Below are 26,143 nucleotides of genomic sequence, written 5' to 3' on the forward strand. Positions count from 1 at the left end.
GATAAGTTTGCTAAAAGCTGTAAAGATATCTGGGAAATATCTGATTACTTGTCATAACCAATGACAAAACGTTCTGGGATATAACCTTGATATTCAACTTTGCCTTCATCACCGGCAAGTAATTTGATGCCTGGACGTAATAGAATTTGTTTGATTACTTCAGGAACAATCACTCCACCAAGGTGTTCACCCAAACAGGTATGACTACCATAGCCAAAGTGCATATAGTTATATTTTGGACGTTCAATGGAAAATTCATCAGGATTAGTAACAACTGCTCCATCAAACATTGCTGAACCTACGCCGGCTAAAACAATGCTTTTAGCAGGGATGTGAGTTTCTCTGGGAGTTCCTGCGGCCAAGGTGTAATCTGCTTCACAAAAACGCACCAGAAAAGGGCTAAAGGGGTTAAAACGAATTGCTTCCCAAACGTATTTATCAAAGGTTTGATTATCGTCAGCTTGGGCTGCTGCTAAGGCTTTTGCGAAGATTTCTGGACGTTTGAGAATTTGTTCTACACCTTGAGTAATCACCTGACCTGTACCTTCAATACTACCCACTAACAAAATGATCATGTGGCTGATGATCTTGGTTTCATCAAAGGGAATATCACTGGCAAATTTTGTGTTTGCTAACCGAGTAAAAATGTCTGCTGGTGCGGCAGATTTGTCATTGTTAGAATTTTGATTACTTGTTTGATTGCTGGGACTAAAAATTGATTTTAACCAGCCTTGGAATATTTCTCCTGATGATAAATCATCTATGCTTTTAGGTGACTCTTGAGCAATTTGGGCTTTTTTCTGTTCCAGAAGTTGACCCAAGTAAACACGCATTTCTTGTCCGGCTTGAACCGAAGCTTCGTGGACTTTAGCATCGTTGGTCAAATTTCTAAACATATCGTCTTGGGTGGATTTTGCCCAGCGATACATAGTTTCTAAATCAGGACCAGGAAACCCAAAATAGTCGCCGCAAATTTTGATAGGAACATATTTTCCTAACTCACGAACAACTTCGATTTTACCGGTTTTTGCGGATTCATCTAAACGTGATTTGGCAATTTCACCGGCTCTTTTTCTGACAAGTGGTAAATCTTCCAATTGCAACATTGATCTCATAATTGACTTTTCTTGCCAATTATGTTCTGTGTTATCTCTAGCCAGCATACAAGGTCCGAAAACAGGGTCCATTTTGGGAGCAAAGGTTCTGACTGAGAAGTGTTCGGAGCGAGATAAAACCTCTTGTACGTCTGGAAATAAACTTACCAGTGTAAATCTAGGTGTGATAAAAATGGGTCGTTTTTCTCTGAGTTCTTTAAATAAACCCTGCCAATCTGTCCAAACTCCTTGATTGACTACTTTAACTCTATCGGCAATGTTTTCCGCCGGAATGCTATTGTACCTTTCTAAATAGGACATAAGACTTCTTTGTTTTTTTGTGTTATTTCTGGAATCAACTACTATTAGCTTTCTGGATGAACTTAAATAAATATCAATTACTGAGTTTGTAGACCTGATTTGACAACGCAGTTAATTTTTACCTAAGAAACAGAATCTACATCATGAATTGTTCCCACAATGATTTTCCAGCGCTCGTCTACTTTACGCATGGTATAAGTAAATCCAAAGCTAGTTAGTAGTTTATTATCTTTGGTGTAGCGGGTGGCAACTGCACTAACTACGGCTAGATTATCACTGAGTAATTTAACTTTAAGAGGACCAGTTTCACTTCTACCATAGTTTTGTTTTTTTAAATCACCTACGATTTTTGTAAAAACAATCCACAGTTTGAAGCCATTGGTAATAGTGACTGCTGTTTCTGGTGTAATTAGTATTGATGGATAGTGATAAAATGGATCTAATATACTAGGCTTAAGCTTGGCAAATGCCTCGTTGTATTCGGCAATTGTTTCTATTACCTTTTTCGTTTCATCTTGCATAGAAATATCCTCTGGAACTGATTTTTGACATAGTGTAAGCACGCGCTAACTTTTGCTAAGTTCAATCACAGCAAATTGATAGTACACAATGGCGATTTTATCGAACAGAATTCAGGAGTCAGAATTCTTAAATGTTTTCTGTGCCAGTGGTGGATGAATAAACGGCGTTTTTGCACCCCCACCAAATATACGATTTGGTGGTCTTTAATCAGTCGCAGGTCTGTACCTTGCTTCCCGCAAGGTATCCTCGACGGATTGATTCTGACTCCTGGCTACTGACTCCTTCTTCAAATTGGTATTTTCAAGATCTTTGGTTAAGTAGAACTAAATACAATCTGATGGATACAATACATCAACAAACACCAGTTTTTTCTAAAAAAAAGTTAAATTATGTGAATTTACTTAAATATGAACTTTAATTACAGAATAGGGACAAAAACCACCATTCTATGATTTTGCCCTCTGTGCCTAAAAAATAATCAGATCCCTGACTTCTCAAAGAAGTCAGGGATCTTTATCTCTATCTCCTGAGTATTATTACCAGTGCAATTGGTTAAGCAAATGATGAGTAATTGGTAAACTATCCACCACCATTGCCAAACACAACAGCATCATGTAGGAAATGGAATACAAAAATAATTCCCGTGCTATGGTTTTATCTTCGGGATTTTGCAACAACCGCCAAGACTTATGCACAAATACCCCACCTAAAGTCAAGGCAATAACAGCATAGACAATCCCGCTGGCGTGTAATGGATAAAACAGAAAGATAGTAGCAGTGACAGTAATTACCGTATAAAACCAAATTTGTCTTACAGTTGCTTTATCACCCGCTACCACAGGTAACATTGGTATACCTACCTTAGCATAATCATCACTAATCATTAAAGCCAAAGCCCAAAAATGGGGAGGTGTCCACAAAAAGACAATGGCAAAAATTAGCCATGCAGACCAGCTTAAAGTGTCTGTCACCGCTGCCCAACCGACTAAAGCGGGAATTGCCCCTGCTGCACCACCAATAACGATATTTTGAGTGCTATGGCGTTTGAGCCAGTGAGTATAGACTAAAACATAGAAAATGATGCCAGAAAAGGCTAAAAATGCGGCTAGAAGATTGGCAAAAACGGTGAGGAGTGTAAAAGAAAGTACAGCCAGAGCGATCGCAAAAAGTAAAGCATCACGGGGTTGGATCTTCCCAGCCGGAATGGGACGGTTGCGTGTCCGCTCCATATCATAATCTATATCTCTGTCATAGATACAGTTAATAGTTTGGGCGCTGGCTGCTGCTAAAGTTCCGCCAATCATTGTAATAATTAACAACCAGGGATCTACCTCACCTTTGGCAGCTATCCACATACTCCCAGCAGTAGTAATTAAGAGCAGGGGAATAATCCGGGGTTTGGTTAGCTGGTAGTAACTTTGAACGACTTGGAGAAATGTGTCGTGGTGACGACGAGAGACATTAGTCTCAATCATGTTGGGTCTTTTTCCTTATTTTTCAAGAACTGGTCAGCAAACCGCTGTAAGTAGGAGTCAGGAGTCAGGAGTCAGGAGTCAGGAGGAAGAGGAAGAAGGAGTAAAACTGGCTTACTGTATTTGTGACTTAGGAAGTACACCATCCCGCAGTGATAAGACTGTAAATACTACCAAAGTACCCAATAAAGTCGCACCGATAGCTTGGTGAGAAACAGTGAGAGGTTCAACTTGTAAATGTAAACGGAAAGTAGCCACACCCAAAAGGAGTTGTAAAATCAACAAGCCACCAGCCAGATTTGCCAGTTTTCGCAAAGCCGGATGCAGTGCTGGTGTCCGCCAAGAAATTAAAACAACTGCTAAAGTAGCTATGGTTGGCGGTACTAACCCAAAAATATGACTGTACATGACATCACAAAGTTGTTCCCCTGCCAAACATTGGTGTAAAGCCCAGCGAGATCCCACTAAAGCACCTAATAAACTTTGCAAGTAGACAAAAATGGCAGCAATTAAACCCACCCAAGGCAACTTTCCTACCGTTCCCGTTCCTTGATAGGGAGTTAAACTTGTACCGATAATTAACAACGTAGTGAAAAATAGTAACGCTGTTCCTAAATGGGCGGTAACGATATCAAACCGCAACAATTGAGTTACAGTCAGTCCTCCCAAAATCCCTTGGAAGACAATTAAAAACAGGGCAAATGTGGATGCCCAAGGTAGCCACTTGGGTAAGGAAAGACGATGCCACCAGGATAAACCGCAAAGAGCGATCGCACTAAAGCCAATTAAAGCTGCATCCAGGCGATGAAACCACTCCAAAAACACTTGGAAATTCATTTGCTTGGCTGGAACTAACTCCCCATAGCACAAAGGCCAATCAGGGCAAGCAAGTCCAGCATTCATGACGCGGGTAGCACTGCCTATAGCCATCAAAATTAAGGTGGCTACGCATATCTTCCATACCAAGCGACGAATCATCTCCTGGGGTTGTTGTGCTACTGTGGCCGCTTTATTTTGTTGTTCTAGGACAAATTCGTTCATTAACAATACCTTCGGACCGCTTGTGCTGGAAATTGAAAATTTTCTATTTTGATTTAGTACCAACTTCTACTCACCCTAACCTATAGGTCAGAATATAGAAATCAGCTTTCCCTTATACTTTGGATCACTTTAGCTAGTTTTAGCTGTAAGATTTCGTGCTGTTTTGTAGCTGGGAATAATTGAACAATGATAATTAATGGAAATTTCCACAAATTTTTTGCCTAATTGTCATCTAACCTGGGCAATACAACTTATCTCCCTTGTACTCAAAATTGTGATCTTAATCAAAAAAATTAATAAAGATTTCAGACCAACGGATACTATATCTCATAGCCTGCACTACCTTAGTAGGTGGAGTTACTTTAATAAGTGAAGTAACTTGCAGGTAAAGTAGTCAATTCATCACCAAATCAGCCGTGAAAATTCCAAATGCAATCTGGACATTACTCATTGGCATTGTCCTCACCCTCACCAGTCTCTGGTACGGTCAAAATCATAGTCTGTTACCTGTAGCGGCCTCCGATGAAGCCCCCTTGGTAGATGGTCTATTCAACACGATGATGACTGTTTCTACGGGCATATTTTTGATCGTTGAAGGTGTATTAATTTATGCCGTCGTTAGATATCGTCGCCGGGCTGGTGACAATGAAGATGGGCCAGCAATTGAAGGTAATGTGCCTCTAGAGATACTCTGGACGGCGATCCCCGCAATTATCGTTATCGGTATTTCTCTCTACAGTTTTGATGTATATAACAACATGGGCGGTTTTGATCCCCATTCGGCTCATGCTGCACCTGCACCAATGACGGAAAGTGCCATGAATATGCCGGGAATGGCAATGGCTGTAAGTTTCAGCGATAAAGAACCACCTGTACAGGTATCACAGTTAGATAAAAAGTCTGATGCAGTTAGCAAACCAGCAGAATTAACCATTAACGTCTCTGGAATGCAATATGCTTGGTTATTTACCTATCCAGATAATGACGTAACAACGGGTGAATTGCATTTACCCATTGGCAAAACGGTGGAAATCAACATGACAGCCAGTGATGTCATCCACGCCTTTTGGATTCCAGAATTTCGGGTGAAACAGGATGCCATTCCTGGTAGAGAAACCCATTTGCGTTTTACCCCCAGAAAAGCGGGTGATTATGACCTAATTTGTGCTGAACTGTGTGGCCCTTACCACGGGGTGATGAAAAGCCAAGTAGTTGTGGAGACACAGGAAGCTTTTGATAGTTGGATGCAAGAACAGCTACTTGCTAGTAAAGATATTCCCAATCAAGCGGTAGCGATGAATTCCATGGCCATGACTGCTGATGAATTTCTCTCTCCTTACACTCAGGATATGGGCATTCACTCAGAAATTCTGCATCAAATTAAGTAGTTTAGGAATTACAACAGTTGCAGCAGTTACAAAAAAAGATTTTGAACCTTTAAGTTATACATTCATGCAGGCAGGGGAAGCAGGGGAGGTAGGGGAAGCAGGGGGAGAAATTTCTGTCTTCTTTCTTCCTTCTCAACTCCCGACTCCCGACTCCTGACTCCTGACTCCTGACTCCTGACTCCTGACTCCTTTTTAAAATATGACACAAGCACAGTTACAAGAAACGGATAATAGCCCCAAACCTACGGAAGAACACCAGGAAAGGCATTGGTATGACTTTTTTGGTTTTAGTACAGACCATAAGGTGATTGGGATTCAATATCTAGTCACTTCCTTTGTTTTTTACTGCATTGGCGGCGTAATGGCTGATTTAGTGCGGACAGAATTACGGACTCCAGAGGTGGATTTTGTCACGCCTGAAGTTTACAACAGCCTGTTTACCCTCCATGCAACAATCATGATTTTCTTGTGGATTGTACCCACGGGGGCAGGATTTGCCAACTATTTGATCCCGCTGATGATTGGGGCGAGAGATATGGCATTCCCGCGCCTCAATGCTGTGGCTTTTTGGATGGTTCCCCCGGCAGGTGTGTTACTGGTTGCTAGTTTAGCGGTAGGTGATGCCCCTGATGCTGGTTGGACTTCCTACCCGCCTCTGAGTTTGGTAACAGGCCAGGTGGGTGAGGGGATTTGGATTATGAGTGTCTTGCTTTTGGGGACTTCTTCGATTTTGGGGGCGATTAATTTTCTCGTCACCATTTGGAAGATGCGTGTTCCTAGTATGGGCATCTATCAAATGCCCTTGTTTTGCTGGGCAATGGTGGCAACTTCGGCTTTGGTGCTGGTATCTACTCCAGTATTAGCTGCGGCTTTGATTTTGTTGGGTTTTGATTTGTTGGCAGGAACAAACTTCTTTAACCCTTCTGGGGGCGGAGATCCTGTTGTTTACCAGCATATGTTCTGGTTCTATTCTCACCCGGCGGTTTATATTATGATTTTGCCTTTCTTTGGGGCAATTTCGGAAATTCTGCCAATTCATGCCCGGAAACCGATTTTTGGCTATAAAGCGATCGCTTTTTCATCCCTAGCTATCAGCTTTTTAGGGTTAATCGTTTGGGCGCACCATATGTTTACCAGTGGTGTCCCCCCTTGGTTGCGGATGTTTTTCATGATCACCACCATGATCATTGCTGTTCCCACTGGAATTAAAATTTTCGGTTGGTTAGCAACTCTCTGGGGTGGCAAAATCCGCTTCACTAGTGCCATGTTATTTGCTATCGGCTTTTTAGCAACTTTTGTGATTGGTGGTATTAGTGGGGTAATGTTGGCCGCTGTTCCTTTTGATATTCACGTTCACGATACTTACTTTGTGGTGGCACATCTCCACTATGTTTTGTTTGGTGGAAGTGTGTTAGGGATTTTTGCGGCTATTTACCACTGGTTCCCGAAAATGACGGGACGGAAACTGAACGAATTTTGGGGTCAAGTGCATTTTGCCTTAACCATGATTGGTTTAAATATGACTTTCTTACCCATGCACAAGCTGGGATTGATGGGCATGAACCGCCGGATTGCTGAATATGATCCCAAATTCACGACTTTAAATGAAATCTGTACCTACGGATCTTATATATTGGCGGTTTCGACGTTACCATTTATCATCAATGCGGTTTGGTGTTGGTTCTATGGGGAAAAAGCGGGAAATAATCCTTGGCAAGCGCTGACTCTGGAATGGATGACTTCTTCTCCTCCCAGTATTGAGAATTTTGAAACTCTTCCGGTTTTGACTACTGGCCCCTACGATTACGGGGTGAGTCAGGAAAGGATTGAAACTGAAGCTGTGTTAACTCCCCAAACTGAATCAGCACTTTAAAATCTGGTGTTGCTGAAATAAGGGAATTTTTCTCTCGCAGAGGCGCAGAGGCACGGAGAGTAAGAGATGGAATTTTTTACTTTTTCGGCAGCACCAAAAACTTTTGACCAATTACCAATTTTAAAATTTATGCAAGGTCAAATTATTGACACGGCGAAAACTGAATTAAGTCACCATGCGGGCGTTTCTCATCATGAGGAACATCCAGATCATCGTTTGACTGGTCTATTTATGTTCCTTGTGGCTGAAGGGATGATTTTTATGGGTTTGTTTGGTGCATACCTGACTTACCGTTCTACTATTCCGGTCTGGCCGCCGGTAGGGACACCGGATTTGGAATTGTTGTTACCCACTGTGAATACTTCTATTTTGATAGCCAGCAGTTTTGTCATGCACAATGCTGATACGGCTATTAAAAAGAATGATACGAAAGGAATGCGGATTTGGTTAGCAATTACCGCAGTTATGGGGGCGATTTTTTTGGCAGGTCAGGTTTATGAATATACTCATTTGGAGTTTGGTCTGACTACCAATTTATTCGCTAGTACGTTTTATGTGTTGACTGGGTTTCACGGTTTGCACGTTACTATCGGCGTTTTAGCAATTTTAGCAGTTTTGTGGCGATCGCGTACTCCCGGACACTACAGCAATGAAAAACGATTCGGGATTGAAGCAGCGGAAATTTACTGGCATTTTGTAGACGTAATTTGGATTATTTTATTCGGATTACTCTATTTACTCTAGGTATTTATTACTTGGTTGTTCACTCCACTCGAATAACCTACAGTCCCCCTTTTTGGGGGTTTTTTTGTTTGTACTGATTATTCTTTATGGTATAAGTAAGTAGGTTGGGTTAAGCGACAGCGCAACCCAACATGATCAAAATTATCAAATATTTTGTTGGGTTTCCTTGCGTCAACCCAACCTACAATATAAAGATTTAAAATAAATGAATTTACATAAAATGCAGCCCAGAGAATCATTAAATAAAGCCTTTCTCAAGGTTAAACCTAATAGAAATGAGATTGAGGATTTTAAAAAGAATCTGCAAGGTCTAATTGACAAAATTAATGAAGCTGAATCGGAGGAGTTTCATAAAAACCTAATTGGCGATTTTTTGAAGAACACATATTATGGTGCAAATCATTTTATTAATACTAAGGGACGAAATGATCTTGTTATTCATAATGGTAAAGATGCTAAAACCAGTGTTGGTGTAATTTTAGAATTTAAAAAACCAACGAATAAAAGCGAAATGCTCAAAACTGATAATTTGAATACTAAAGCTTTTCAAGAATTGGTTTTATATTTTCTCAGAGAACGTTTAACAGAGAAAAATATAGAAATTAAATATTTAATAGCTACTAATATTTATGAATGGTTTATTTTTGATGCAAATGATTTTGAAAAAGCATTTATTGAAAATAAAACTCTGGTTAAGCAATTTACGGATTTTGCAGAAGGAAGATTAACAAGTAAAAAAACAGATTTCTTTTATAAGGAAATTGCTCAACCTGCTATTGCGGAAATTCAAGAGCAAATTCCCTTTACATATTTTGATATTCGAGAACATCAGGAATATTTACAACTTGGAGAAAATCCCCATGATCATAAATTAATTCCACTGTTTAAGTTATTTTCTCCAGAACATTTATTAAAATTACCTTTTGCTAATGATAGCAATACCCTTGACAAAGATTTTTATAGCGAATTATTACATATTATCGGTTTAACTGAAATTAAAGACGGTGGTAAAAAACTCATTCAACGCAAAAAGGAAAATGAGAGAAATCCAGGTTCACTAATTGAAAATGCAATTATCCAACTTGATAGTTTAGATAAAATTTCTCAACTGGAAAAACCCGAACAATTTGGAGAAACTTATCCAGAACAACTTTTTAACGTTGGTTTAGCATTAGCAATTACTTGGGTAAATAGAATCCTGTTTCTGAAATTATTAGAAGCACAATTAATCAAATATAATAAAAATGATCTGTCTTTCGGATTTTTGAATTTAGAGAAAGTCCAAAATTATCATGATCTTAACAGTCTTTTCTTCAGCGTATTAGCTCGCAAACAAAACGAAAGAAACGAAACTGTAAAAAAGATATTCTCTCATGTTCCTTATTTGAATAGTTCTTTATTTGAACCTACAGATATGGAACAACCAACTATTTTTATTCAGAATCTTAGAAATGAGAACCTAGAAATTTTCCCCGCGACTGTCTTAAAAGACAACAACGGAAAAAAACGCATTGGTGAAATTAATGCTTTAGAATATCTATTTGAATTTCTCAACGCTTATGATTTTAGTAGTGAAAATGGGGAAGAAATTCAAGAGGAGAATAAAAGGTTAATTAATGCGTCTGTACTGGGTTTGATTTTCGAGAAAATTAACGGTTATAAAGATGGTTCTTTCTTTACTCCCGGTTTTATTACTATGTATATGTGTCGGGAAACAATTAGAAGAGCGGTTATACAGAAGTTTAATGAAGTTAAAGGTTGGAATTGTGAAAGTATTGATGATTTATATGAAAAGATAGAAGATAGAAAAGAAGCTAATACAATTATCAATAGTTTGAAAATATGTGATCCTGCTGTGGGTTCAGGACATTTTCTAGTTTCGGCTTTGAATGAAATTATTGCGATTAAAAGCGAATTGAAGATTTTACTTGATAGGGAAGGTAAAAGATTAAAAGAATATGATATTGAAGTTGTCAATGATGAATTGATTGTGATTGATGATGAAAAGTTATTATTTGAATATAATCCTAAAAGCAAGGAAAGTCAACGAGTTCAAGAAACTCTCTTTCATGAAAAACAAACGATTATTGAAAACTGTTTATTTGGTGTAGATATAAATCCCAACTCTGTCAAAATATGTCGGTTGCGGTTATGGATTGAACTGTTGAAAAATGCTTATTATAGAACCTCTCCCCTAACCCCTCTCCTAGGAGGAGAGGGGGAAATGAGAGAATTGGAGACTTTACCGAATATTGATATTAATATTAAAGAGGGTAATTCTTTAATTAGTCAGTTTTCTTTAGATGCTGATTTGAGAACGGCTTTAAATAGAAATAAATACAGTATAGAAAGTTATAGAAATGCTGTCCAAACTTACCGCAATGCGGAAAATAAAGAGCAAAAGCGGGAAATGGAAAGATTGATTAATGATATTAAAGGTAATTTTAAAACAACATTACAAGCAAGTGATCCAAATAAAACTAAGTTAAGAAAATTAGAGGGTGAACTTTTTAATTTAGAGAATCAAATTTTGTTGTTTGAGGAAACTAAAGCTGAGAAAAAGACGCGGGAGAAAAAAATCGCTAAGTTAAATAATGAGATTGATAAGTTACGGGTTGAGATTGAAGAAATAGAAGGTGGTAAGATTTATGAAAATGCTTTAGAATGGCGTTTTGAGTTTCCTGAAGTTTTGAATAATGAGGGTGTGTTTGTCGGTTTTGATGTAGTAATTGGAAATCCTCCTTATGTACCATCTAAAAATTTATCTGAAAGAGAAAAAGCAATTTATTATGAAAAGTATAAAACTACAGAATATCAAATCAATACTTTTGGAATATTTAGCGAACTGGGAATAAATCTTTTAAAATTTAAAGGAAAACTTTGCTTGATAATTCCAAATTATTGGTTAGCAACTAAATATGATCAAAAGCTGAGAGAATTTCTATTTAAAGAGAATCAAACAACAGATATTATCAATATATATAGTATTTTTGAAAGTGCAGTAGTTGAAACATTATTATTGTTCTCAAATAAAGAATCAAATAATCAAGAAATACGTATCCGTAGTATTGATCGTGATCTTTCTACAATTGATAAGCGATTAGATGCAGTTATGTTTTCTAATTGGAGCTACGATGAAAAAATAGTTATTTCAAATTTAGATCCAGAACTAACCTTATCATTTGAAGACAAAATTAAAATAAATGCAGAAAGCTTGATAGGAAATTTATTTGATTTAAAGTTTGGAGCAAAATTATATGAGGTAGGAAAAGGAAATCCTTCACAAAGTAAAAATGATGCTAAGAATAAAATTTATGAATCTGAATTAAAAATAGAAGAAAGCTATATTAGACTACTAAGAGCAAGAAATATTCAAAAATATAGACTTAAAATTGATGATTATTATGTAAAGTATGGGGAAAATTTAGCTGCTCCACGTTCAATATCAATATTTGAAGGGAAAAGAATCCTAATTCAAAGAATTGTTTCCAAAAAAACATTAGATGCAACTTATACAGATGAAACTATGATCTGTAATACAGATGTGATTACATTAAAACCTAAAAATAACACAATAAATGTTAAATTCTATTTAGCAATTATTTGTTCTAAACTTTGTGCATCTGTATTAAAGTCCCAAAATGTGAATTTAGACAGAACCGCTTTTCCGAAAATTAATACAGAAACTTTATCAACTTTTCCAGTTCCTGAATATAAGCCTGAATATATAAATATTGTTTACCTCGTTGATCAAATCCTCACTTCTAAAAAAGCAGATCCAAAAGCAGATACAACCGCATTAGAAACAGAAATAGATCAGCTAGTGTATCAACTTTACGAAGTAACAGCAGAAGAGATTAAAATTATAGAAGGATAAATATCCCAAATTCTCACTCTCTGTGCCTCTGCGTCTCTGCGAGATAAAAATTCATATCCGTTGCTACTAGCAGCAGCAATAGGTAGGGGTTTAGCACTGCTAAACCCCTACACATCTAGGTTAAGTCTTTGAAAAATCCCTAACGAACCTCATTCAAACTCTCAATTTGCTTCGTAAACATTTCCGTAAATAAACTCATGACTGTGCGTTCTTCCCGGACTTTAATATTAGCAGTAATAGACATCCCCGACTGTAAGGATATTTTTCTCTCTTGATTGGTGAGACTTAATTGTTGTCTATCTAATTTGATTCTGGCTGGAAATCTATAAAATTGATGATTTTGATCGGGAGGTAAAGCATCTGAACCGATATCAATTACCTTACCCTTGATATCGCCAAATTCACTAAAGGGAAAAGAGTCAATTCTCACATCTACATTCATACCTTTCCTGACAAAACCAATATCTTTATTAGTGATGAAAACTTCTGCTATAAGGCTATCTTTGGGAACAATTTGCAGTAATTTTTGGGTGGAATTGGCAACAAAACCCGGATTTTTAGCCTGAAGATCAAAAATAACACCGGCTACGGGGGCGCGGAGTTCTTGATATCTAATGTTTAATTGGGTTTGGGATATTTTGCTATTGATATCTGCTAAACGTTGTTCATTGTCTAAAATGACTTTCATAAATTGACTATCAATTTCAGCAATGCGTTGTTTATTAGCACCTATTTTTTCTAGAATACCTTTATCAGAACTAGCAACTGTATTGGTTAATTGCTCTTTTCCTTTATCAATATCAAATTCTAAACGTTTTGCTTCTTCCTGTAATTGTGATATTTCTGCTACGAGAGTTTGTACCTGTTGTTGTTGATTAAGATATTGCAGTTTAGAAATTCCACCTTCTTCAGCTAAGGTTTTGAGACTAGCTAAAATCTGGCTTTGAATTGCCAAACCATTTTTAGTATCTTGGAGTTTTAATTTAGTTTGAGAGAGTTGTTTTCTGGTTTTTTCAACTTCTAAATCTGCGGCTTTGGAACGTGATCTTAATTCTGTTTTCGCAACGTCAAGTAGTTGTTGTTCATCAATTCCTATCCCGGCAATTCCCGGTGTACTTCTTAATTGAGAACGTAATAAATCATTTTCTGCTACTAAGGAAGCACGACTTTTAAGCAGAAAAGCTGATTCTCCTGGTAGTCTACTCCTTAAGAATTCTATTTCAGCATCTATTCCTGTACTTGCTCCCATTAAGCGACGGTAAATATTGTTTTCGTTAATTAAAGCTATCCGAATTTTACTCAATGAATTCAATTCTGCTAAAGTAGCAATGGAATCAAAAGTTAATAATAAATCCCCTGGTTTTACCTCGTCTCCATCTTTCACATAAAGTGATTTCACAACTCCATTAATAGGAGCTTGTACGTCTTTGACTGTTCCTTCTGGTTTTAATTGACCTGTGGACGGAATTACTTGCTCAATTTTTGCTAAACAAGCCCAAGTAATCCCAAAACAAGCTAATCCCATAAGAGTAATCATGATGGTTCGTGACCAAATTGGAGATTGACGTAAAACTACAGATTGCTCGGAGTTATCGAAATTAAAATCAATTTTGGGCTGTTTGGGAGCGGCTTTGGGGGCTGGTTTGAGGGGTGTTAATACTTGTGTATCTCTATTTAATCCCTTGCCATTACCATTACCATTACCATTTCCGTTTCCGTTGCCATTTCCGTTGGTGTAATTACCATTAAGTTGAGTCATAATAATTTCGGATTTTAGATTGAATATTTTAGTGGTGTCTAATTTTATCTTTAATCAGTTATCAGTGGAATTTTATTTACACAACTGACAACTGATAACTGACAAGTTACAAGCTGATTTCTTGTTGTTGATAAAGGTAGAAATAATGACCTTTAGCCGCCATAAGTTCTTGATGATTACCTTGTTCTATCATTCTACTGTTATCCATGACGACGATAGTATCCGCATTACTAATAGTATTTAAACGGTGAGTAATAAAGAAGACGGTGCTACCTTTAAAAGCGCGAGCTAAGTTAAGGCAAATTTGTCTTTCGGTGGGATAATCTAGGGCGCTGGTGGCTTCGTCTAAAACCAATAATTTAGGTCTTTGTAAGACGGAACGAGCGATCGCAATTCTCTGTCTTTGTCCACCGGAAAGGGCTGATCCTCTTTCACCAACTCGCGTATTATAACCATTAGGCAAGCTCATAATAAATTCATGAGCAACGGCAATTTGAGCAGCTTCAATAACTTCCTCCGTTGTAGCATCAGGATTAGTTAAAGCAATGTTTTCTAGAACTGTGCCATCAAATAAGAGAGTATCTTGGGGAACTACACCAATTTGTCGTCGGAGAGAATAAAGTTCTACTTTGGCAATGTCGTAACCATCAACTAAAATTCTGCCAGATTCTGTATCATAAAGTCTGAGCAGTAATTTCATCATTGTACTTTTGCCAGAACCACTTTGTCCGACAATGCCCACAAATTTACCTGCGGGAAATTCGACGCTCACATTACTAAGTTGTAGTGGTCCACTAGCAGCAAATCGGAAGGAAACATTGTCATATTTAACAGCACCAACAATGGCAGGAAGAGGAATATTATTTTTGTCTATTTCTGCTTCTTGGGGTGTATCCACAATATCACTTAATCGCTCTAAAGATAAACCAGTTTCTTGGAAGTTTTGCCAGATTTGTGCCAAGCGTAAGATTGGAGTAGTAACGTAACTAGAAATAATTCTAAAAGCGATTAATTCTCCTAATGTTAATTCTCCTTTCAAAACTAAATAAGCTCCCACCCATAAAACTAATAAGCTGCTAAGTTTGCTCAGAAACTGACTTGTGGAATTAGCTAATGTGGAAGTGATAACAGTTTTGAAGCCAGCGGCGACAAATTTAGCATATTTCTTTTGCCAAGAAAAGCGGGTTCGCAATTCAATATTTTGGGCTTTGACTGTTTGAATACCTGACATTACCTCAACCAAATAAGATTGAGTTTCGGCATTACGTTCAGCTTTACCTCTTAATTGTCTGCTTACGGTTGGGGCAGCAATTAATGTAATTAACACAAATAGAGGAATTGTCCCTAATCCTACTAGAGTTAGTTGCCAACTGTAAAACAGCATGACAACTATATAGACTACGGAAAATAGGGCATCTAAGCCCACTGTTAACGCTGTACCCGTGAGAAATTGACGAATATTTTCTAATTCGTTAATTCTTGTTGATAGTTCACCAACTGGCCTTTTATCAAAATAGCGCAGTGGTAAGCGGAGTAAGTGGTCAATAATTTGTGACCCTAAACTCATATCAATGCGGTTGGTGGTATCTACAAACAAGTAAGTCCGCAATGTAGTTAATACGGCTTCAAATACACCAACGGCTAATAGTAATACCCCTAAAACATTTAGGGTACTAATACTATTTTGGACGATGACTTTATCAATAATTAGCTGAATAACTAGGGGATTGGCTAGGGCAGCTAATTGCACAAAGAAGGAAGCAATAAATACTTCTATCAGCACCCGACGGTAACGCGATAGATAGGGAACAAACCACGCTAAACCAAATCTTTCTTTAGGTGTTTCTTTAGTTGCACTAAGCAACAACACCCTAATTTGTGGTTGTAAGTTAGTTTCATCGGTTTCTAGTTCTTCCACCAATTTATCAATTTGGCAGTTGATAATACCTTGAGATGGTACACCTAAAACGACTTTTTTCCCGTCTACTGCATAGAGAACAGCAAAGTTATCACGATAATGAATTAATGCTGGGGTGGGTATGCGGTTGATAGAAACAGCGGGAACGTCAACTAGTTGGGATTTAAGTCCAATTAATTCTGATAAATAAGCGCAAAGTTGAAAAGATACACTACCTTGGCGTTTAATTTGATCATGTAAAATCCGCCGGACTACTTCTTTCCGAAAGGGAATTTCTAAATGCTTAGATAGCATTTGAAAACAAGCCAGACTGGAATCTAATTCTCCTTGTCCACGAAAAAATGGATAGTTTGGATTTTTTGATGACTTGTTTGATGTAGCTGGGGGAATAAATTCTGGTTCTGGTGCGTAGGGAATTTCTAAGGTTACTGTGCTATCTGATATATTTTCTAATATTTCTGACTGTGTGGGAAAAGGATTAAGCAATGATAAATCAGTAGGAGTGATACCCAATAACCGGAGAGGAACATTTCCTTTAACTTCAATTACTTCCGTTACTATGCGAGAACCAGGCATTAAATTAGTTAAAGAATTACTACCACTGACAAACCAAATCCGATTGCTTTCTAATTCCTGTAAGGAAGTTTTTCCTGGTGATAAATAATGAACTTTTGACCCTAATAAGACTTGTTGAGTAATGTCTTTGAGATTGTGATTTACTAAAGCTTGTTGGGCTATCTGTGAACTCAAAACATCAAATACTTCAATTACGTGACTTTGGTGTTGACGAGCTTGAGCAAAGGCTGAATTTTGAGCAATAAATTGTAAATAATCTGCGGCTTTCCAGGTTAAACAGATTACTTCTGTTGAAGCAATGGCTGTTTCACAAGGAATCTGACGCAACCAACCAATTTCGCCAATTATTGCCCCTGGTTGTAGCAATTTTAAAGTAATTGGTAATTGGGTTTGGGCATCATATCCTAAGAGTCTGACATTACCTTGATACAGAATAGCTATCCGTTCTGGTAGTTGTTCTTTTCCAATAATTTTCTGACCAATATGATAGCGTAAAGGTTGTAATATTTGTGATGATAAGAGGTTGCTAATTTCCTCAGTTGATAATTGATCAAACCCTTCAATAGTGGCAATGAAATCTTCAAATGTACTCTTCGTATAAGTCATGTTTACTGAAGTTAGTTATTTTACTTTATATTTACTAAAAGTTTGATAATGGCGATTTAAGATGTCTGAATTTGCCATGTTTGTTCTTTCATTTGTCCTTGTAACCACTGATTAAATCTTTCATTCAACAACCGTTGACGCATAGAACGATCTAGTTGGGCTGGTAGTAACTTTTCTAATCGGACAATTACAAACAAATTATTGATTTGAGTTGGTGGTGATAGTTGCTGTGGTTGGCTTTTGGAAAGGATATTTACTAATGTTGGATGGAGTGATTGTAAATCTATGGGACCAACTAAGCCATCAGTTTGAGCTTCTGGGCCTTGGGCGTACTCCCGCGCTAAGGCAGCAAAAGACTGTTCACCCTCTTGGATACGGAAGTAAATTTCTTGAGCAATGCCAATTTCCGTGGTAGTAATCAGAGAGTAAATCACCCTATCCAACTGGCCTTTCCGTTGGAAGAAATAAGAGTTTAAATCCCCTCCCCATGTTGTTTCTTTGAACTTTTCCAGTTTAATAGAGCGGGTGGCCATCATCTTTAATTGCTGGAAACTTTCTCCCTGTTGTTCTATTCCCTGATATTGTTGGGCTAATTGTTCACAGGCCAGTTTTTCTTCTTCTGGAGTACAGACAATTTCTGCTGTTGCTTGATCAAGGATAATTTCCTTGATTAATAGTGGTAATAGCTGGTATTGGGACAATAATGATAAAACTTCGGAAGGCTGAAGGGTGCGATCGCCCAATTGTAGAACTTGATTCATATTGTTTGTGATCAGATTTGCCACCATTGTTAACTTCTTTTGAAAAGATAATAGAACCAGATTTTAACCACGTTATCTTTAGGTTAAGATTGTGGAATTCATTGCAACTTTACTTTGCTTTGATTTAAGTGTGTATATACATATCCTTAATTTTTCCAAAATCAGAAGTTAATTTTGTAAAGTTCATGTGAAGTTACTGAGTCGGAGTGCTGATATTTGCATATTATTGTACTAAAATACCATGAATTGATAAATTTGTCATATCAACCTCACTTATACTCCGTCCAGCTTTGTCAATCTTCACTATTGCATAGTTTTACTCAGCTAAGTCGCTGATTAGGTAATAGATGACAGGTGATGAAAAATAGGGAATAGGATGTAATTACGAATCATCAGCCTGAATTAGATAACCAAGAACTTCAGGGTTATTGACTTACTAACTAATCTTGAAAAATCAATCTAATCTGAAAAATAATTACAACACCTAATAGTTGAATACAGGATAAAAATTATTAAAGGTAAATTTAATTTCTCTAAAAAGGTAAATATAGTCACAAAAATACTGGCGAGTTGAGGAGTCAGAAGTTACAGGATTGCACATAAAATCCCCTGATCCTCTCTGTCTCCTCACCGATAAAATGATCTTAATTAACGAAATTTGCCAGGATTTAGACGGCTGGGAGCTTGGCGTTGAATATTACGTCCAATTCCTACTCCATTCTTTAAACTTCTACCAGTACCACCATCTTGAGGATCAAGATATGGTTTTAAATTAATCCCATTCTTGGAAGAACTAACTTGATTTTTACCGCCTAGAAGCGTTTGTCCCAGGCTGTATAAGCTATCTCTATTACCTCTGTTACGATTAGTGTAGGTATTAACAGCAATAGTTTGTTGTCCACTATCAGCAGTAGTTAGGTTTTGGAATACACTATTACGGATTGTATAGGGATCTTTGCCACGGGGTACTGTCAAGACAATTCGACAACTGGGTTGAGCTTCCGTTGTGACACAAATAATATTTTCGTTATTTTCTACAGCTATTTGCAGTTCTTGTAAGCCATCAGGGCGATATAATTCTAAACGGGTGGCAATCGCTTCACAACGTTTTTGGGCATCCCAACCACCCCCTAAGTTTTGAGGTGCAGCCCAAGCAAAATATTGTCCTGGTTGACTTTGGGGCTGATACATGACTGTAAACTGTCCATTGTTAGATTGACAACTAAACCTGGCGCTACTGTTAACTGTGGTGGAAGTCGGTATGGTGGTTGATGAACCAGAGGGAACTGTAGTTGAGCCTGATGGAACTGTAGTGGATGAACCTGATGGAACTGTAGGAACAACAACTTGAGCAAAAGCTACAGTATTACCAAAAAATAAAGAACAGCCAAGACTACTCAACAATAAAAACCGCAGCGATTGTAATGACATAAATATAACCTCTGATAGAAACAGGTAGATAGCTGATATTTCTATTGACGGAGAATATATATTTTTGATTCATTAACAATACCTATTTTTTTGTTTTGAGTATACATAGGAGAAACCGCTACAAGCTACGAAGGATTATCAGCAGCTTACAGCGGTTTCTTGATTAGGTTGTAGTTCAATACAAAAATATAGAGGTGGACTTGACAAGCAATCAATTAAATCCGATCTCAAATTGCGCTTCCTTGATTTCTAATTCTTGGTTGCACTTCTGGCTGTAAGTTTCAACACCTCCAATAACAACTTGGTGAGATTCAGGCGAAAACACTTTAACAGGAAGCAAAAACCTAAAATTGATTGCCGGGACACTAGAGCAGGAGGCACAAACTCTAATGAGAAAGTTTTGATTTAAGGTTTGACTTTTAACCTTTTTGTACCATGCCCTTAATCTAGCATGAGTTTTTTTATTTGTGTTGTCTGTTTACTAAACTTGAAATTCATTAATATATTGCAACAATTCGGAAATCTTTCTCAGAAAAATATCGCCATCTTTGGTTTTGATCTATAACTAATAATTTAGATAAATATATGCTTAACAAGTTATAAAAAAAGCAACCCAAAGCATTTTTAAATTGGGTTGCTTACACTGTTTTTGAGGAAATTAAAACGAACTGAATTCAGAGCCAATTAACCGTGAATAGGAGGAGCAACCAAGGCTACAGGTTGAATATCCGCAGCAGCTAAATCTAAGGGGAAGTTGTGAACGTTGCGTTCGTGCATTGTTTCCATTCCTAAGTTAGCGCGGTTAATAACATCAGCCCAAGTATTAATTACACGACCTTGAGCATTAAGAACGGAATTATTAAAGTTTAAACCATTTGAAACAAATGGTTGCAGTTAAAAGTGCGGGAATCATCAGTACACCAAACCAACCAATGTACATCCGGTTGTTAGTGCTGGTAATCCAATTGCAGAAATTCTCCCAAAGATTGTCACTTTGGCGTTGTTGCAGAGAAATAGTCATAATATTTAATTCCGAGGTTAATCGTTGTTCAAGGCAAGTTAACCTTATTTCATTATTTAACTACATGGTTATATACTTTGTCGAGTAGATTCTCATATTATTTTAAAATTATTTTTATAGACAGTGAGATTGAGGGATAACAATGGGGATATAACCTTTACTGGGCTTGGCTTTCAGTTTAATGACTACTAAAAAGATGAGAATTCATTTTAGCCTTTGTGCTTAGAAATTCCGTCCATATCTATGCCTGTTCTTTAGCTATTCCCTACCTTATGAGTGGTTTCATTAGTCAAATCGGACTGCTATAAATAATGATTATGAATAAAATCAGGCTTGATAGTTCAAGTCCAGACCTAAAAGCCATTCCCGCTTATAGCAGGAGCATACTTGTACCTGGACAGAACCTTTAATCATTTTTGAGAAAGATTTTATTTATTGCTTAATTATATTGTCAAATAGTAATATAATGAAAATGTAAAGGGTGCTGACTGAAGCAAAACATTAACCAAAGCACTCAATAACTATAGTGGAGATTAGAAGTATAAAATTATGCCAAATACTCTTCCTCTAGAAACTCCCTCAATGTCGAGGCGACAATTACTCAACTTTCTTACAGGTGCAGTGGTGGCCACTACAGCCAGCAGCGTGTTATATCCTGCGGCTAAATTCTTTATTGCTCCTACAGAAGGAAGTGAAGATGGTTCTATCCTTGCCAAAGATATTCAGGGAAATCTCATTCCTTCTAGCCAGATTTTGGCTGAACCCGTGGGAACTCGTGCCTTAGTTGCAGGTTTAGCGGCAGAACCTACTTACCTCACAATACAGTCAGATGGCACTCTCCATCCTTGGGGAATTGTTGATAATTGCACCCATTTGGGTTGTACCTTTCCTTGGAATCCCAATGACAATCAATTTCAATGTCCCTGTCACGGTTCTCGCTATGATGCTGATGGCAGAGTAGTACGGGGTCCTGCACCTCTTCCCCTCAAGCTTGTTAGTGTGAACTTGGAAGGAGAGTATATCCGAATTTCACCCTGGACAGAAATTGATCCTCGGACTGGGCAAAAACCCTGGTGGGTTTAGTAATTATTGTTCAACAATAAATTAAGTTGATTTTCAATAATACGGGGGTAAAAATCATGTAAATTACAGTTGCTAGTCAAAATAAAAGTGAATAACACAATAAGATTCGAGAACTTTAATTAGCTATCAGCTAGTAAACTGATTCTGGGTTTAATGCCCTTTGTTAACAACCCGCTGACGGCTTTTTTAATTAGCAATCAAAATTTATGAACTAGGTATTGACTAATGGAAACCACAATCAAAGATGGAGTGTTTATCCACATCAGTAGAGGTGCAGAAGACTCCCACCGGGTTTTGATGGCATTAACCTTAGCTGAAAAAATGTCCGAAAATAAAGATGTTTTAGTTTTCTTGGACATCAAAGGTGTAGAAGTGCCTCTCAAAAATGGAAAAGCGATTGAATTTAGTGAGTTTGAATCAGCAGACATCCTCTTAACCAAACTGATAAAAAAAGGCGTTATAATCTGCGTTTGTCCCATGTGTTTAAAAGCTGCCAACCACCAACTAGAAGATTTGATGGAGGGTGTACAAATAGCTGAAAAAGAAGCTTTCTTTAATTTTACTCAAGGACGCATTTTGTCTTTAAATTATTAATACAACTACCCATTTTTATCACTGAAAACGGATGAAAATAATGGAACTTTCCCAGAAAAATCTTCAGTAAATAATCACTCATGAAAATCCAACGTTTTTTAACTGTAATTTTATCGAGTTTCTGCATATTTATTTATGCCTTTCTTGGTGTTAGCTATGACTCATCAGCCGTAGCATTGCCTTTATCACTAACGCAGAAAATGGCAGTAGTAGATACTTCCAATGCTCAAGAGCAAAAAATAGTGGATAATTATCTCAAATCCATACCTGGAAACTATTACACCGTAGGAAAAGTGGAAGAGTTGCAACAGTTGTTGAAACAAGATAATATTTTTCTGGTGGATGTCAGAGAGCCTTCTGAGTATATATTGGGTCATATTGGTAATGCTATCAATATTCCTCTACGGACATTGGTGCAAAACCTCGACAAGATTCCGAAAAAACAGCCTGTAGTAGTTTACTGTTCCGCTGGTTATCGTTCCGCAATGGCGGTTATGTCTTTACACTTGTTGGGCTATGAGAATGTGCGAGGTTTCCCACCTAGTATGAATGGTTGGAAAGCAGCTAATACAGCATTGCCAAAATAACTATAGCAGGGAACAGGGAACAGGGAACAGAGTTGAAAGTCCTTTGGTGTATGGTTTTTTAGGTAAATTCTGTATCTCATTCAAGTGCATATTGCTATAACCATTAAAAATTCCTAAAAAGCCTGTTGGATCTGCTTTTTAAATGATTAGTTTTTAACTTATTCCTTACTAACGTTATAGTAGAGGTTTTATAAGTTATAAACCGATGGAAATTATTATTGGTTGGCTATATCCCAAGTTGATGAGTACCTATGGCGATCGCGGAAATGTGATCACTATTCAACGCCGCGCTCAATGGCGGGGGTATAATGTCAATGTATTACCTTTAGACCAAGACTCCTCCGCAGAAGATATAAAATCAGTAGATGTGATTGTTGGTGGGGGCGCACAGGATCGTCAGCAAGAAATTGTCATGCGGGATTTACAAGGTGCAAAAGCTGAGGCAATGCGAGATAAAATCGAACATGGCACGCCGGGCGTTTTTACCTGTGGTTCTCCTCAACTTCTCGGAAATTATTATGAACCAGCCTTTGGACAAAGAATTGAAGGTTTAGGAATTTTAGATTTAGTTTCTATTCATCCTGGTGAAAATACTAAAAGATGTATTGGTAACTTAGTCATAGAAGTTACGGCTTCACGGTTAGCGCAAGAACTAGAAGCCATGACAGGGACAAAACCTTATTTAGTCGGGTTTGAAAATCACGGTGGCCGGACGACATTAGGGAAAGTGGAAGCTTTAGGGCGTGTGGTGTATGGCTTGGGGAATAATGGAGAAGATGGCACGGAAGGAGCGTTTTATCAAAATGCGATCGCTACCTATTCCCACGGGCCATTATTACCAAAAAATCCTTTCGTTGCCGATTGGTTGATTCAAACCGCATTAAGGTTGAAATATCAGCAAGAAATCAAACTTTCACCTTTAGACGATACCTTGGCAATGCAAGGACGGGAAGCAATGTTAAAACGCTTAAAAGTGAAGCCACCCAGTGTGGCTGGAGTTAGTTAGAAAAATAGGTAAGAGGTAAGAGGTAAAAGTTTAATCATGCAATTACCAATTACCAATTACCAATTACCAGGCTAATAAACTACATTATTTCTTTATTAAATAAGAGCAATTTTACTGAAAATGTCTGATAAGTTACTATAGAAATCCGAAATTGTTTAGTTAGTCATTATTTTAAATCTGTGCAACTTCCTTCTTTTCCAGAATTTGAAAATCGCTCAAGTCACCACCCCAATCAGGGTTTGCAAAAATTACTTAATCGTCTTGTCATCAAAATGCAACGGGATGAATTGATCAGACAAACGACAAATCAACTGCGAGAATCACTCCAGGTTGATCGGGTAGTCCTGTATTATTTCTATGAACAATGGCAAGGACAGGTAACATTTGAATCATTGAGTGCTGATGAATATTCAATTCTCGGTTCTACGGGCGCAAGCGATTGTTTTAACCATGAGTATGCTGCTTTGTATTTAGAAGGACGAGTCAGAGCGATCGCTGATATAGAATTAGAACCAATTCAGGATTGTCACCGTGATTTTCTTCGCAGTATCCAAGTTCGCGCTAACTTAGTAGTACCAATTTTGATACCGAGAGGATTATGGGGACTATTGGTAGCGCATCACTGTCAACATCCCCGTAATTGGACTTTAGCAGATATTGAATTGATGCAAACAGGAGCGCGAACTTTAGCCACAGACTCTAATATTTTAGAGAGTTAACAATCAATTGCCAATTTTATGGATTCCTATTCCCCACTGTGTCAAATTATAGCCCATCACATTCTTACCAGTTCTCAAAAACGAATTACCTTTGCAGAATACATGGATATGGTGTTATATCATCCAGAACATGGTTATTATTCTAGCGATGCTGTCAAAATCGGATTTCGGGGGAGTGATTTTTTCACATCTGCGAGTCTGGGATCTGACTTTGGGGAATTACTAACAAAGCAATTTTACCAAATGTGGGAAATTTTAGATAAACCTAACCCTTTTTCTTTGGTAGAAATGGGAGCAGGACAAGGTATATTAGCATCTCATATTCTCAATTATATAAAGCAAGAATACCCAGATTTTTTTACCGCAGTTAAATATATTATTGTTGAAAAATCACAAAGTTTAAAACAAGAACAACAACAACGGTTACAAGATTTTGCTGTAGATTGGTGTAACTTAGAAGAAATTCCCCCCAAATCCCTTACTGGCTGCTGTTTTTCTAATGAATTAGTGGATGCTTTTCCAGTCCATCAATTTATTGTAGAAGCAGGGGAATTGCGAGAAATTTATGTCACGATTCAACAACAATCTGAGGAAGAAAATTCTGAGTTACCTATATTTATTGAAATAACAGGAGAACCATCAACACCACAATTAGGAGAATATTTTAAGTTAGTGGGCATTGATTTAAGCCAAAATACTTATGAAAATGGCTATCGCAGTGAAATTAATTTAGCAGCTTTGAATTGGTTGGGTATAGTGGCAGACTGCTTGCAACGCGGCTATGTGTTAACAATTGATTATGGCTACCCCGCTCATCGTTATTATAACCCCAGGCGATCGCAGGGAACTCTCCAGTGCTACTACCAGCATCGTCATCATGATAATCCTTATATCAATATTGGGCAACAAGATATCACCGCCCATGTTGACTTTACAGCCTTATCATCTTGGGGTGAACGGTGCGGACTCAAAAACATGGGTTGGACGCAGCAAGGTTTATTTTTGATGGCATTGGGAATAGGTGAAAGGTTAGCTGCACTCTCCTCTCAACAGCAACCAATATCACAGTTGCTACAACGACGGGAGGGATTACACCAACTAATTAACCCAGGGGGATTGGGCAATTTTGGAGTTTTAGTCCAAAGCCAGGGACTAACTGAACAAGAAGCATCACAACCACTTCAGGGATTAGTCGTACCTTAAGCATTCAGCTATCAGGTATCAGCAATCAGCTAAGAATAGGAAGTGTTTATTTCCTTAAATTTACAACCAGGTAATTAGTTTTAATTCGCTGTATTTCACAGAAAGCTGATAACTGATGGCTGACTGCTGAATGCTTATGTCGTACCAGAGTAGAGATCAAAGAGAAAGCTTAAAAATCTCTTTAACAATCCTGTATCAGCCTTGTTTGCACTAGCATAACAGAGATGATATAGCAGGAGTCAGGAGTCAGGAGTCAGGAGTCAGGAGTCAGGAGTCAGGAGGAAGAAACAGTAATCTCTCTTGTCGTCTGAGTTTCATTATCAATTGATATCCTAACTACCTTCTCTGTTGTTATATTAAAGTCAAAAATCTGCAAAGAGGAATAATTATGACTGCTCATGATCTGTTAGTGCTAGTAACTCTACTTTCCCCCGGACTCTTACTTTCTGTCATCATTATGGTGACTTTTGCCGCAGGAGGCTAGTACCGCTGTCTCGGAATTAAAAATTAACAATTAAAAATTAAAAAAGCAAATTACACAAGCTTT

19 protein-coding genes and 1 pseudogene are annotated in these 26,143 nt (G+C 37.7%); 10 read left to right on the top strand and 10 right to left on the bottom strand.

Features of this window, described 5'->3' with window-relative positions:
• Positions 1 to 44: 44 nt before the first annotated feature.
• The 4 genes from FJR11_RS18250 to FJR11_RS18265 form a co-directional block, all read right to left on the bottom strand.
• The gene (locus FJR11_RS18250) at positions 45 to 1,415 is read right to left on the bottom strand and encodes a cytochrome P450 (RefSeq protein WP_168506215.1); all 1,371 of its coding nucleotides are present in this window, start codon (positions 1,413 to 1,415) and stop codon (positions 45 to 47) included.
• A gap of 122 nt (positions 1,416 to 1,537) precedes the next feature.
• Positions 1,538 to 1,936 carry a hypothetical protein gene (locus FJR11_RS18255; protein ID WP_168506217.1) on the bottom strand — a complete coding sequence of 133 codons (399 nt, stop codon included), beginning with the start codon at positions 1,934 to 1,936 and terminating at the stop codon, positions 1,538 to 1,540.
• Positions 1,937 to 2,473: 537 nt separating this feature from the next.
• A complete protein-coding gene (locus FJR11_RS18260) occupies positions 2,474 to 3,412 on the bottom strand; it encodes a heme o synthase (protein WP_168506219.1) in 939 nt (312 codons plus the stop codon).
• Positions 3,413 to 3,523: 111 nt separating this feature from the next.
• Positions 3,524 to 4,450 carry a heme A synthase gene (locus tag FJR11_RS18265; RefSeq protein ID WP_168506221.1) on the bottom strand — a complete coding sequence of 309 codons (927 nt, stop codon included), beginning with the start codon at positions 4,448 to 4,450 and terminating at the stop codon, positions 3,524 to 3,526.
• A 416-nt stretch (positions 4,451 to 4,866) separates the two neighbouring features.
• Between FJR11_RS18265 and FJR11_RS18270 the strand changes: the two genes are divergently transcribed.
• The 4 genes from FJR11_RS18270 (at position 4,867) to FJR11_RS18285 (ending at position 12,332) form a co-directional block, all read left to right on the top strand.
• On the top strand, positions 4,867 to 5,838 hold the full coding sequence (locus tag FJR11_RS18270; protein WP_168506223.1) for a cytochrome c oxidase subunit II: 972 nt from the start codon (positions 4,867 to 4,869) through the stop codon (positions 5,836 to 5,838).
• A 199-nt stretch (positions 5,839 to 6,037) separates the two neighbouring features.
• Positions 6,038 to 7,711: a cytochrome c oxidase subunit I gene (ctaD, locus tag FJR11_RS18275; protein WP_168506225.1), complete on the top strand. Its 1,674-nt coding sequence runs from the start codon at positions 6,038 to 6,040 to the stop codon at positions 7,709 to 7,711.
• A gap of 129 nt (positions 7,712 to 7,840) precedes the next feature.
• Positions 7,841 to 8,455, top strand: a complete 615-nt coding sequence (locus FJR11_RS18280; RefSeq protein WP_168506381.1) for a heme-copper oxidase subunit III — start codon at positions 7,841 to 7,843, stop codon at positions 8,453 to 8,455.
• Positions 8,456 to 8,660: 205 nt separating this feature from the next.
• A complete protein-coding gene (locus FJR11_RS18285; RefSeq protein ID WP_168506227.1) occupies positions 8,661 to 12,332 on the top strand; it encodes an Eco57I restriction-modification methylase domain-containing protein in 3,672 nt (1,223 codons plus the stop codon).
• Positions 12,333 to 12,471: 139 nt separating this feature from the next.
• Here the strand turns inward: FJR11_RS18285 and FJR11_RS18290 are convergent, their stop codons facing one another.
• From FJR11_RS18290 to FJR11_RS23920, 6 genes and pseudogenes are all read right to left on the bottom strand, one after another.
• Positions 12,472 to 14,091, bottom strand: coding sequence for an HlyD family efflux transporter periplasmic adaptor subunit (locus tag FJR11_RS18290; RefSeq protein ID WP_168506230.1), 1,620 nt, complete (start codon positions 14,089 to 14,091; stop codon positions 12,472 to 12,474).
• Between the two features lie 106 nt (positions 14,092 to 14,197).
• The gene (locus FJR11_RS18295) at positions 14,198 to 17,191 is read right to left on the bottom strand and encodes a peptidase domain-containing ABC transporter (protein ID WP_168506232.1); all 2,994 of its coding nucleotides are present in this window, start codon (positions 17,189 to 17,191) and stop codon (positions 14,198 to 14,200) included.
• A gap of 56 nt (positions 17,192 to 17,247) precedes the next feature.
• The gene (locus FJR11_RS18300) at positions 17,248 to 17,952 is read right to left on the bottom strand and encodes a peptidylprolyl isomerase (RefSeq protein ID WP_168506233.1); all 705 of its coding nucleotides are present in this window, start codon (positions 17,950 to 17,952) and stop codon (positions 17,248 to 17,250) included.
• Between the two features lie 648 nt (positions 17,953 to 18,600).
• Positions 18,601 to 19,383 carry a COP23 domain-containing protein gene (locus FJR11_RS18305; RefSeq protein ID WP_168506235.1) on the bottom strand — a complete coding sequence of 261 codons (783 nt, stop codon included), beginning with the start codon at positions 19,381 to 19,383 and terminating at the stop codon, positions 18,601 to 18,603.
• Between the two features lie 684 nt (positions 19,384 to 20,067).
• Positions 20,068 to 20,268 (bottom strand): annotated as a pseudogene (locus FJR11_RS18310) (Photosystem Q(B) protein 1); the annotation flags it as partial.
• Positions 20,243 to 20,404: a hypothetical protein gene (locus FJR11_RS23920; protein WP_371417580.1), complete on the bottom strand. Its 162-nt coding sequence runs from the start codon at positions 20,402 to 20,404 to the stop codon at positions 20,243 to 20,245. The pseudogene FJR11_RS18310 and the gene FJR11_RS23920, both read right to left, overlap by 26 nt.
• Positions 20,405 to 20,953: 549 nt before the next feature.
• Between FJR11_RS23920 and petC the strand changes: the two genes are divergently transcribed.
• The 6 genes from petC (at position 20,954) to FJR11_RS18340 (ending at position 25,596) form a co-directional block, all read left to right on the top strand.
• The gene (petC, locus tag FJR11_RS18315) at positions 20,954 to 21,487 is read left to right on the top strand and encodes a cytochrome b6-f complex iron-sulfur subunit (RefSeq protein WP_168506237.1); all 534 of its coding nucleotides are present in this window, start codon (positions 20,954 to 20,956) and stop codon (positions 21,485 to 21,487) included.
• Between the two features lie 225 nt (positions 21,488 to 21,712).
• The gene (locus FJR11_RS18320) at positions 21,713 to 22,081 is read left to right on the top strand and encodes a DsrE family protein (protein ID WP_168506240.1); all 369 of its coding nucleotides are present in this window, start codon (positions 21,713 to 21,715) and stop codon (positions 22,079 to 22,081) included.
• An 80-nt stretch (positions 22,082 to 22,161) separates the two neighbouring features.
• Complete coding sequence (locus FJR11_RS18325; RefSeq protein ID WP_168506242.1) at positions 22,162 to 22,668, top strand: rhodanese-like domain-containing protein; 507 nt, start codon at positions 22,162 to 22,164, stop codon at positions 22,666 to 22,668.
• 205 nt (positions 22,669 to 22,873) lie between these two features.
• Positions 22,874 to 23,674: a type 1 glutamine amidotransferase gene (locus FJR11_RS18330; RefSeq protein ID WP_174763109.1), complete on the top strand. Its 801-nt coding sequence runs from the start codon at positions 22,874 to 22,876 to the stop codon at positions 23,672 to 23,674.
• Between the two features lie 179 nt (positions 23,675 to 23,853).
• The gene (locus tag FJR11_RS18335; protein WP_168506244.1) at positions 23,854 to 24,393 is read left to right on the top strand and encodes a GAF domain-containing protein; all 540 of its coding nucleotides are present in this window, start codon (positions 23,854 to 23,856) and stop codon (positions 24,391 to 24,393) included.
• Between the two features lie 18 nt (positions 24,394 to 24,411).
• Complete coding sequence (locus FJR11_RS18340) at positions 24,412 to 25,596, top strand: class I SAM-dependent methyltransferase (RefSeq protein WP_168506246.1); 1,185 nt, start codon at positions 24,412 to 24,414, stop codon at positions 25,594 to 25,596.
• Positions 25,597 to 26,143: the final 547 nt, after the last annotated feature.

The organism is Anabaena sp. UHCC 0187 (genome assembly GCF_009712035.1).
In the GTDB taxonomy this organism is placed as follows: domain Bacteria; phylum Cyanobacteriota; class Cyanobacteriia; order Cyanobacteriales; family Nostocaceae; genus Dolichospermum.

Bases quoted from the DNA above. Each gene is read 5' to 3' on its own strand.
- FJR11_RS18250 (WP_168506215.1), bottom strand. From the start codon at position 1,415: ATGTCCTATTTAGAAAGGTACAATAGCATTCCGGCGGAAAACATTGCC.
- FJR11_RS18255 (WP_168506217.1), bottom strand. From the start codon at position 1,936: ATGCAAGATGAAACGAAAAAGGTAATAGAAACAATTGCCGAATACAAC.
- FJR11_RS18260 (WP_168506219.1), bottom strand. From the start codon at position 3,412: ATGATTGAGACTAATGTCTCTCGTCGTCACCACGACACATTTCTCCAA.
- FJR11_RS18265 (WP_168506221.1), bottom strand. From the start codon at position 4,450: ATGAACGAATTTGTCCTAGAACAACAAAATAAAGCGGCCACAGTAGCA.
- ctaD (WP_168506225.1), top strand. From the start codon at position 6,038: ATGACACAAGCACAGTTACAAGAAACGGATAATAGCCCCAAACCTACG.
- FJR11_RS18280 (WP_168506381.1), top strand. From the start codon at position 7,841: ATGCAAGGTCAAATTATTGACACGGCGAAAACTGAATTAAGTCACCAT.
- FJR11_RS18285 (WP_168506227.1), top strand. From the start codon at position 8,661: ATGAATTTACATAAAATGCAGCCCAGAGAATCATTAAATAAAGCCTTT.
- FJR11_RS18290 (WP_168506230.1), bottom strand. From the start codon at position 14,091: ATGACTCAACTTAATGGTAATTACACCAACGGAAATGGCAACGGAAAC.
- FJR11_RS18295 (WP_168506232.1), bottom strand. From the start codon at position 17,191: ATGACTTATACGAAGAGTACATTTGAAGATTTCATTGCCACTATTGAA.
- FJR11_RS18300 (WP_168506233.1), bottom strand. From the start codon at position 17,952: ATGAATCAAGTTCTACAATTGGGCGATCGCACCCTTCAGCCTTCCGAA.
- FJR11_RS18305 (WP_168506235.1), bottom strand. From the start codon at position 19,383: ATGTCATTACAATCGCTGCGGTTTTTATTGTTGAGTAGTCTTGGCTGT.
- FJR11_RS23920 (WP_371417580.1), bottom strand. From the start codon at position 20,404: ATGACTATTTCTCTGCAACAACGCCAAAGTGACAATCTTTGGGAGAAT.
- petC (WP_168506237.1), top strand. From the start codon at position 20,954: ATGCCAAATACTCTTCCTCTAGAAACTCCCTCAATGTCGAGGCGACAA.
- FJR11_RS18320 (WP_168506240.1), top strand. From the start codon at position 21,713: ATGGAAACCACAATCAAAGATGGAGTGTTTATCCACATCAGTAGAGGT.
- FJR11_RS18325 (WP_168506242.1), top strand. From the start codon at position 22,162: ATGAAAATCCAACGTTTTTTAACTGTAATTTTATCGAGTTTCTGCATA.
- FJR11_RS18330 (WP_174763109.1), top strand. From the start codon at position 22,874: ATGGAAATTATTATTGGTTGGCTATATCCCAAGTTGATGAGTACCTAT.
- FJR11_RS18340 (WP_168506246.1), top strand. From the start codon at position 24,412: ATGGATTCCTATTCCCCACTGTGTCAAATTATAGCCCATCACATTCTT.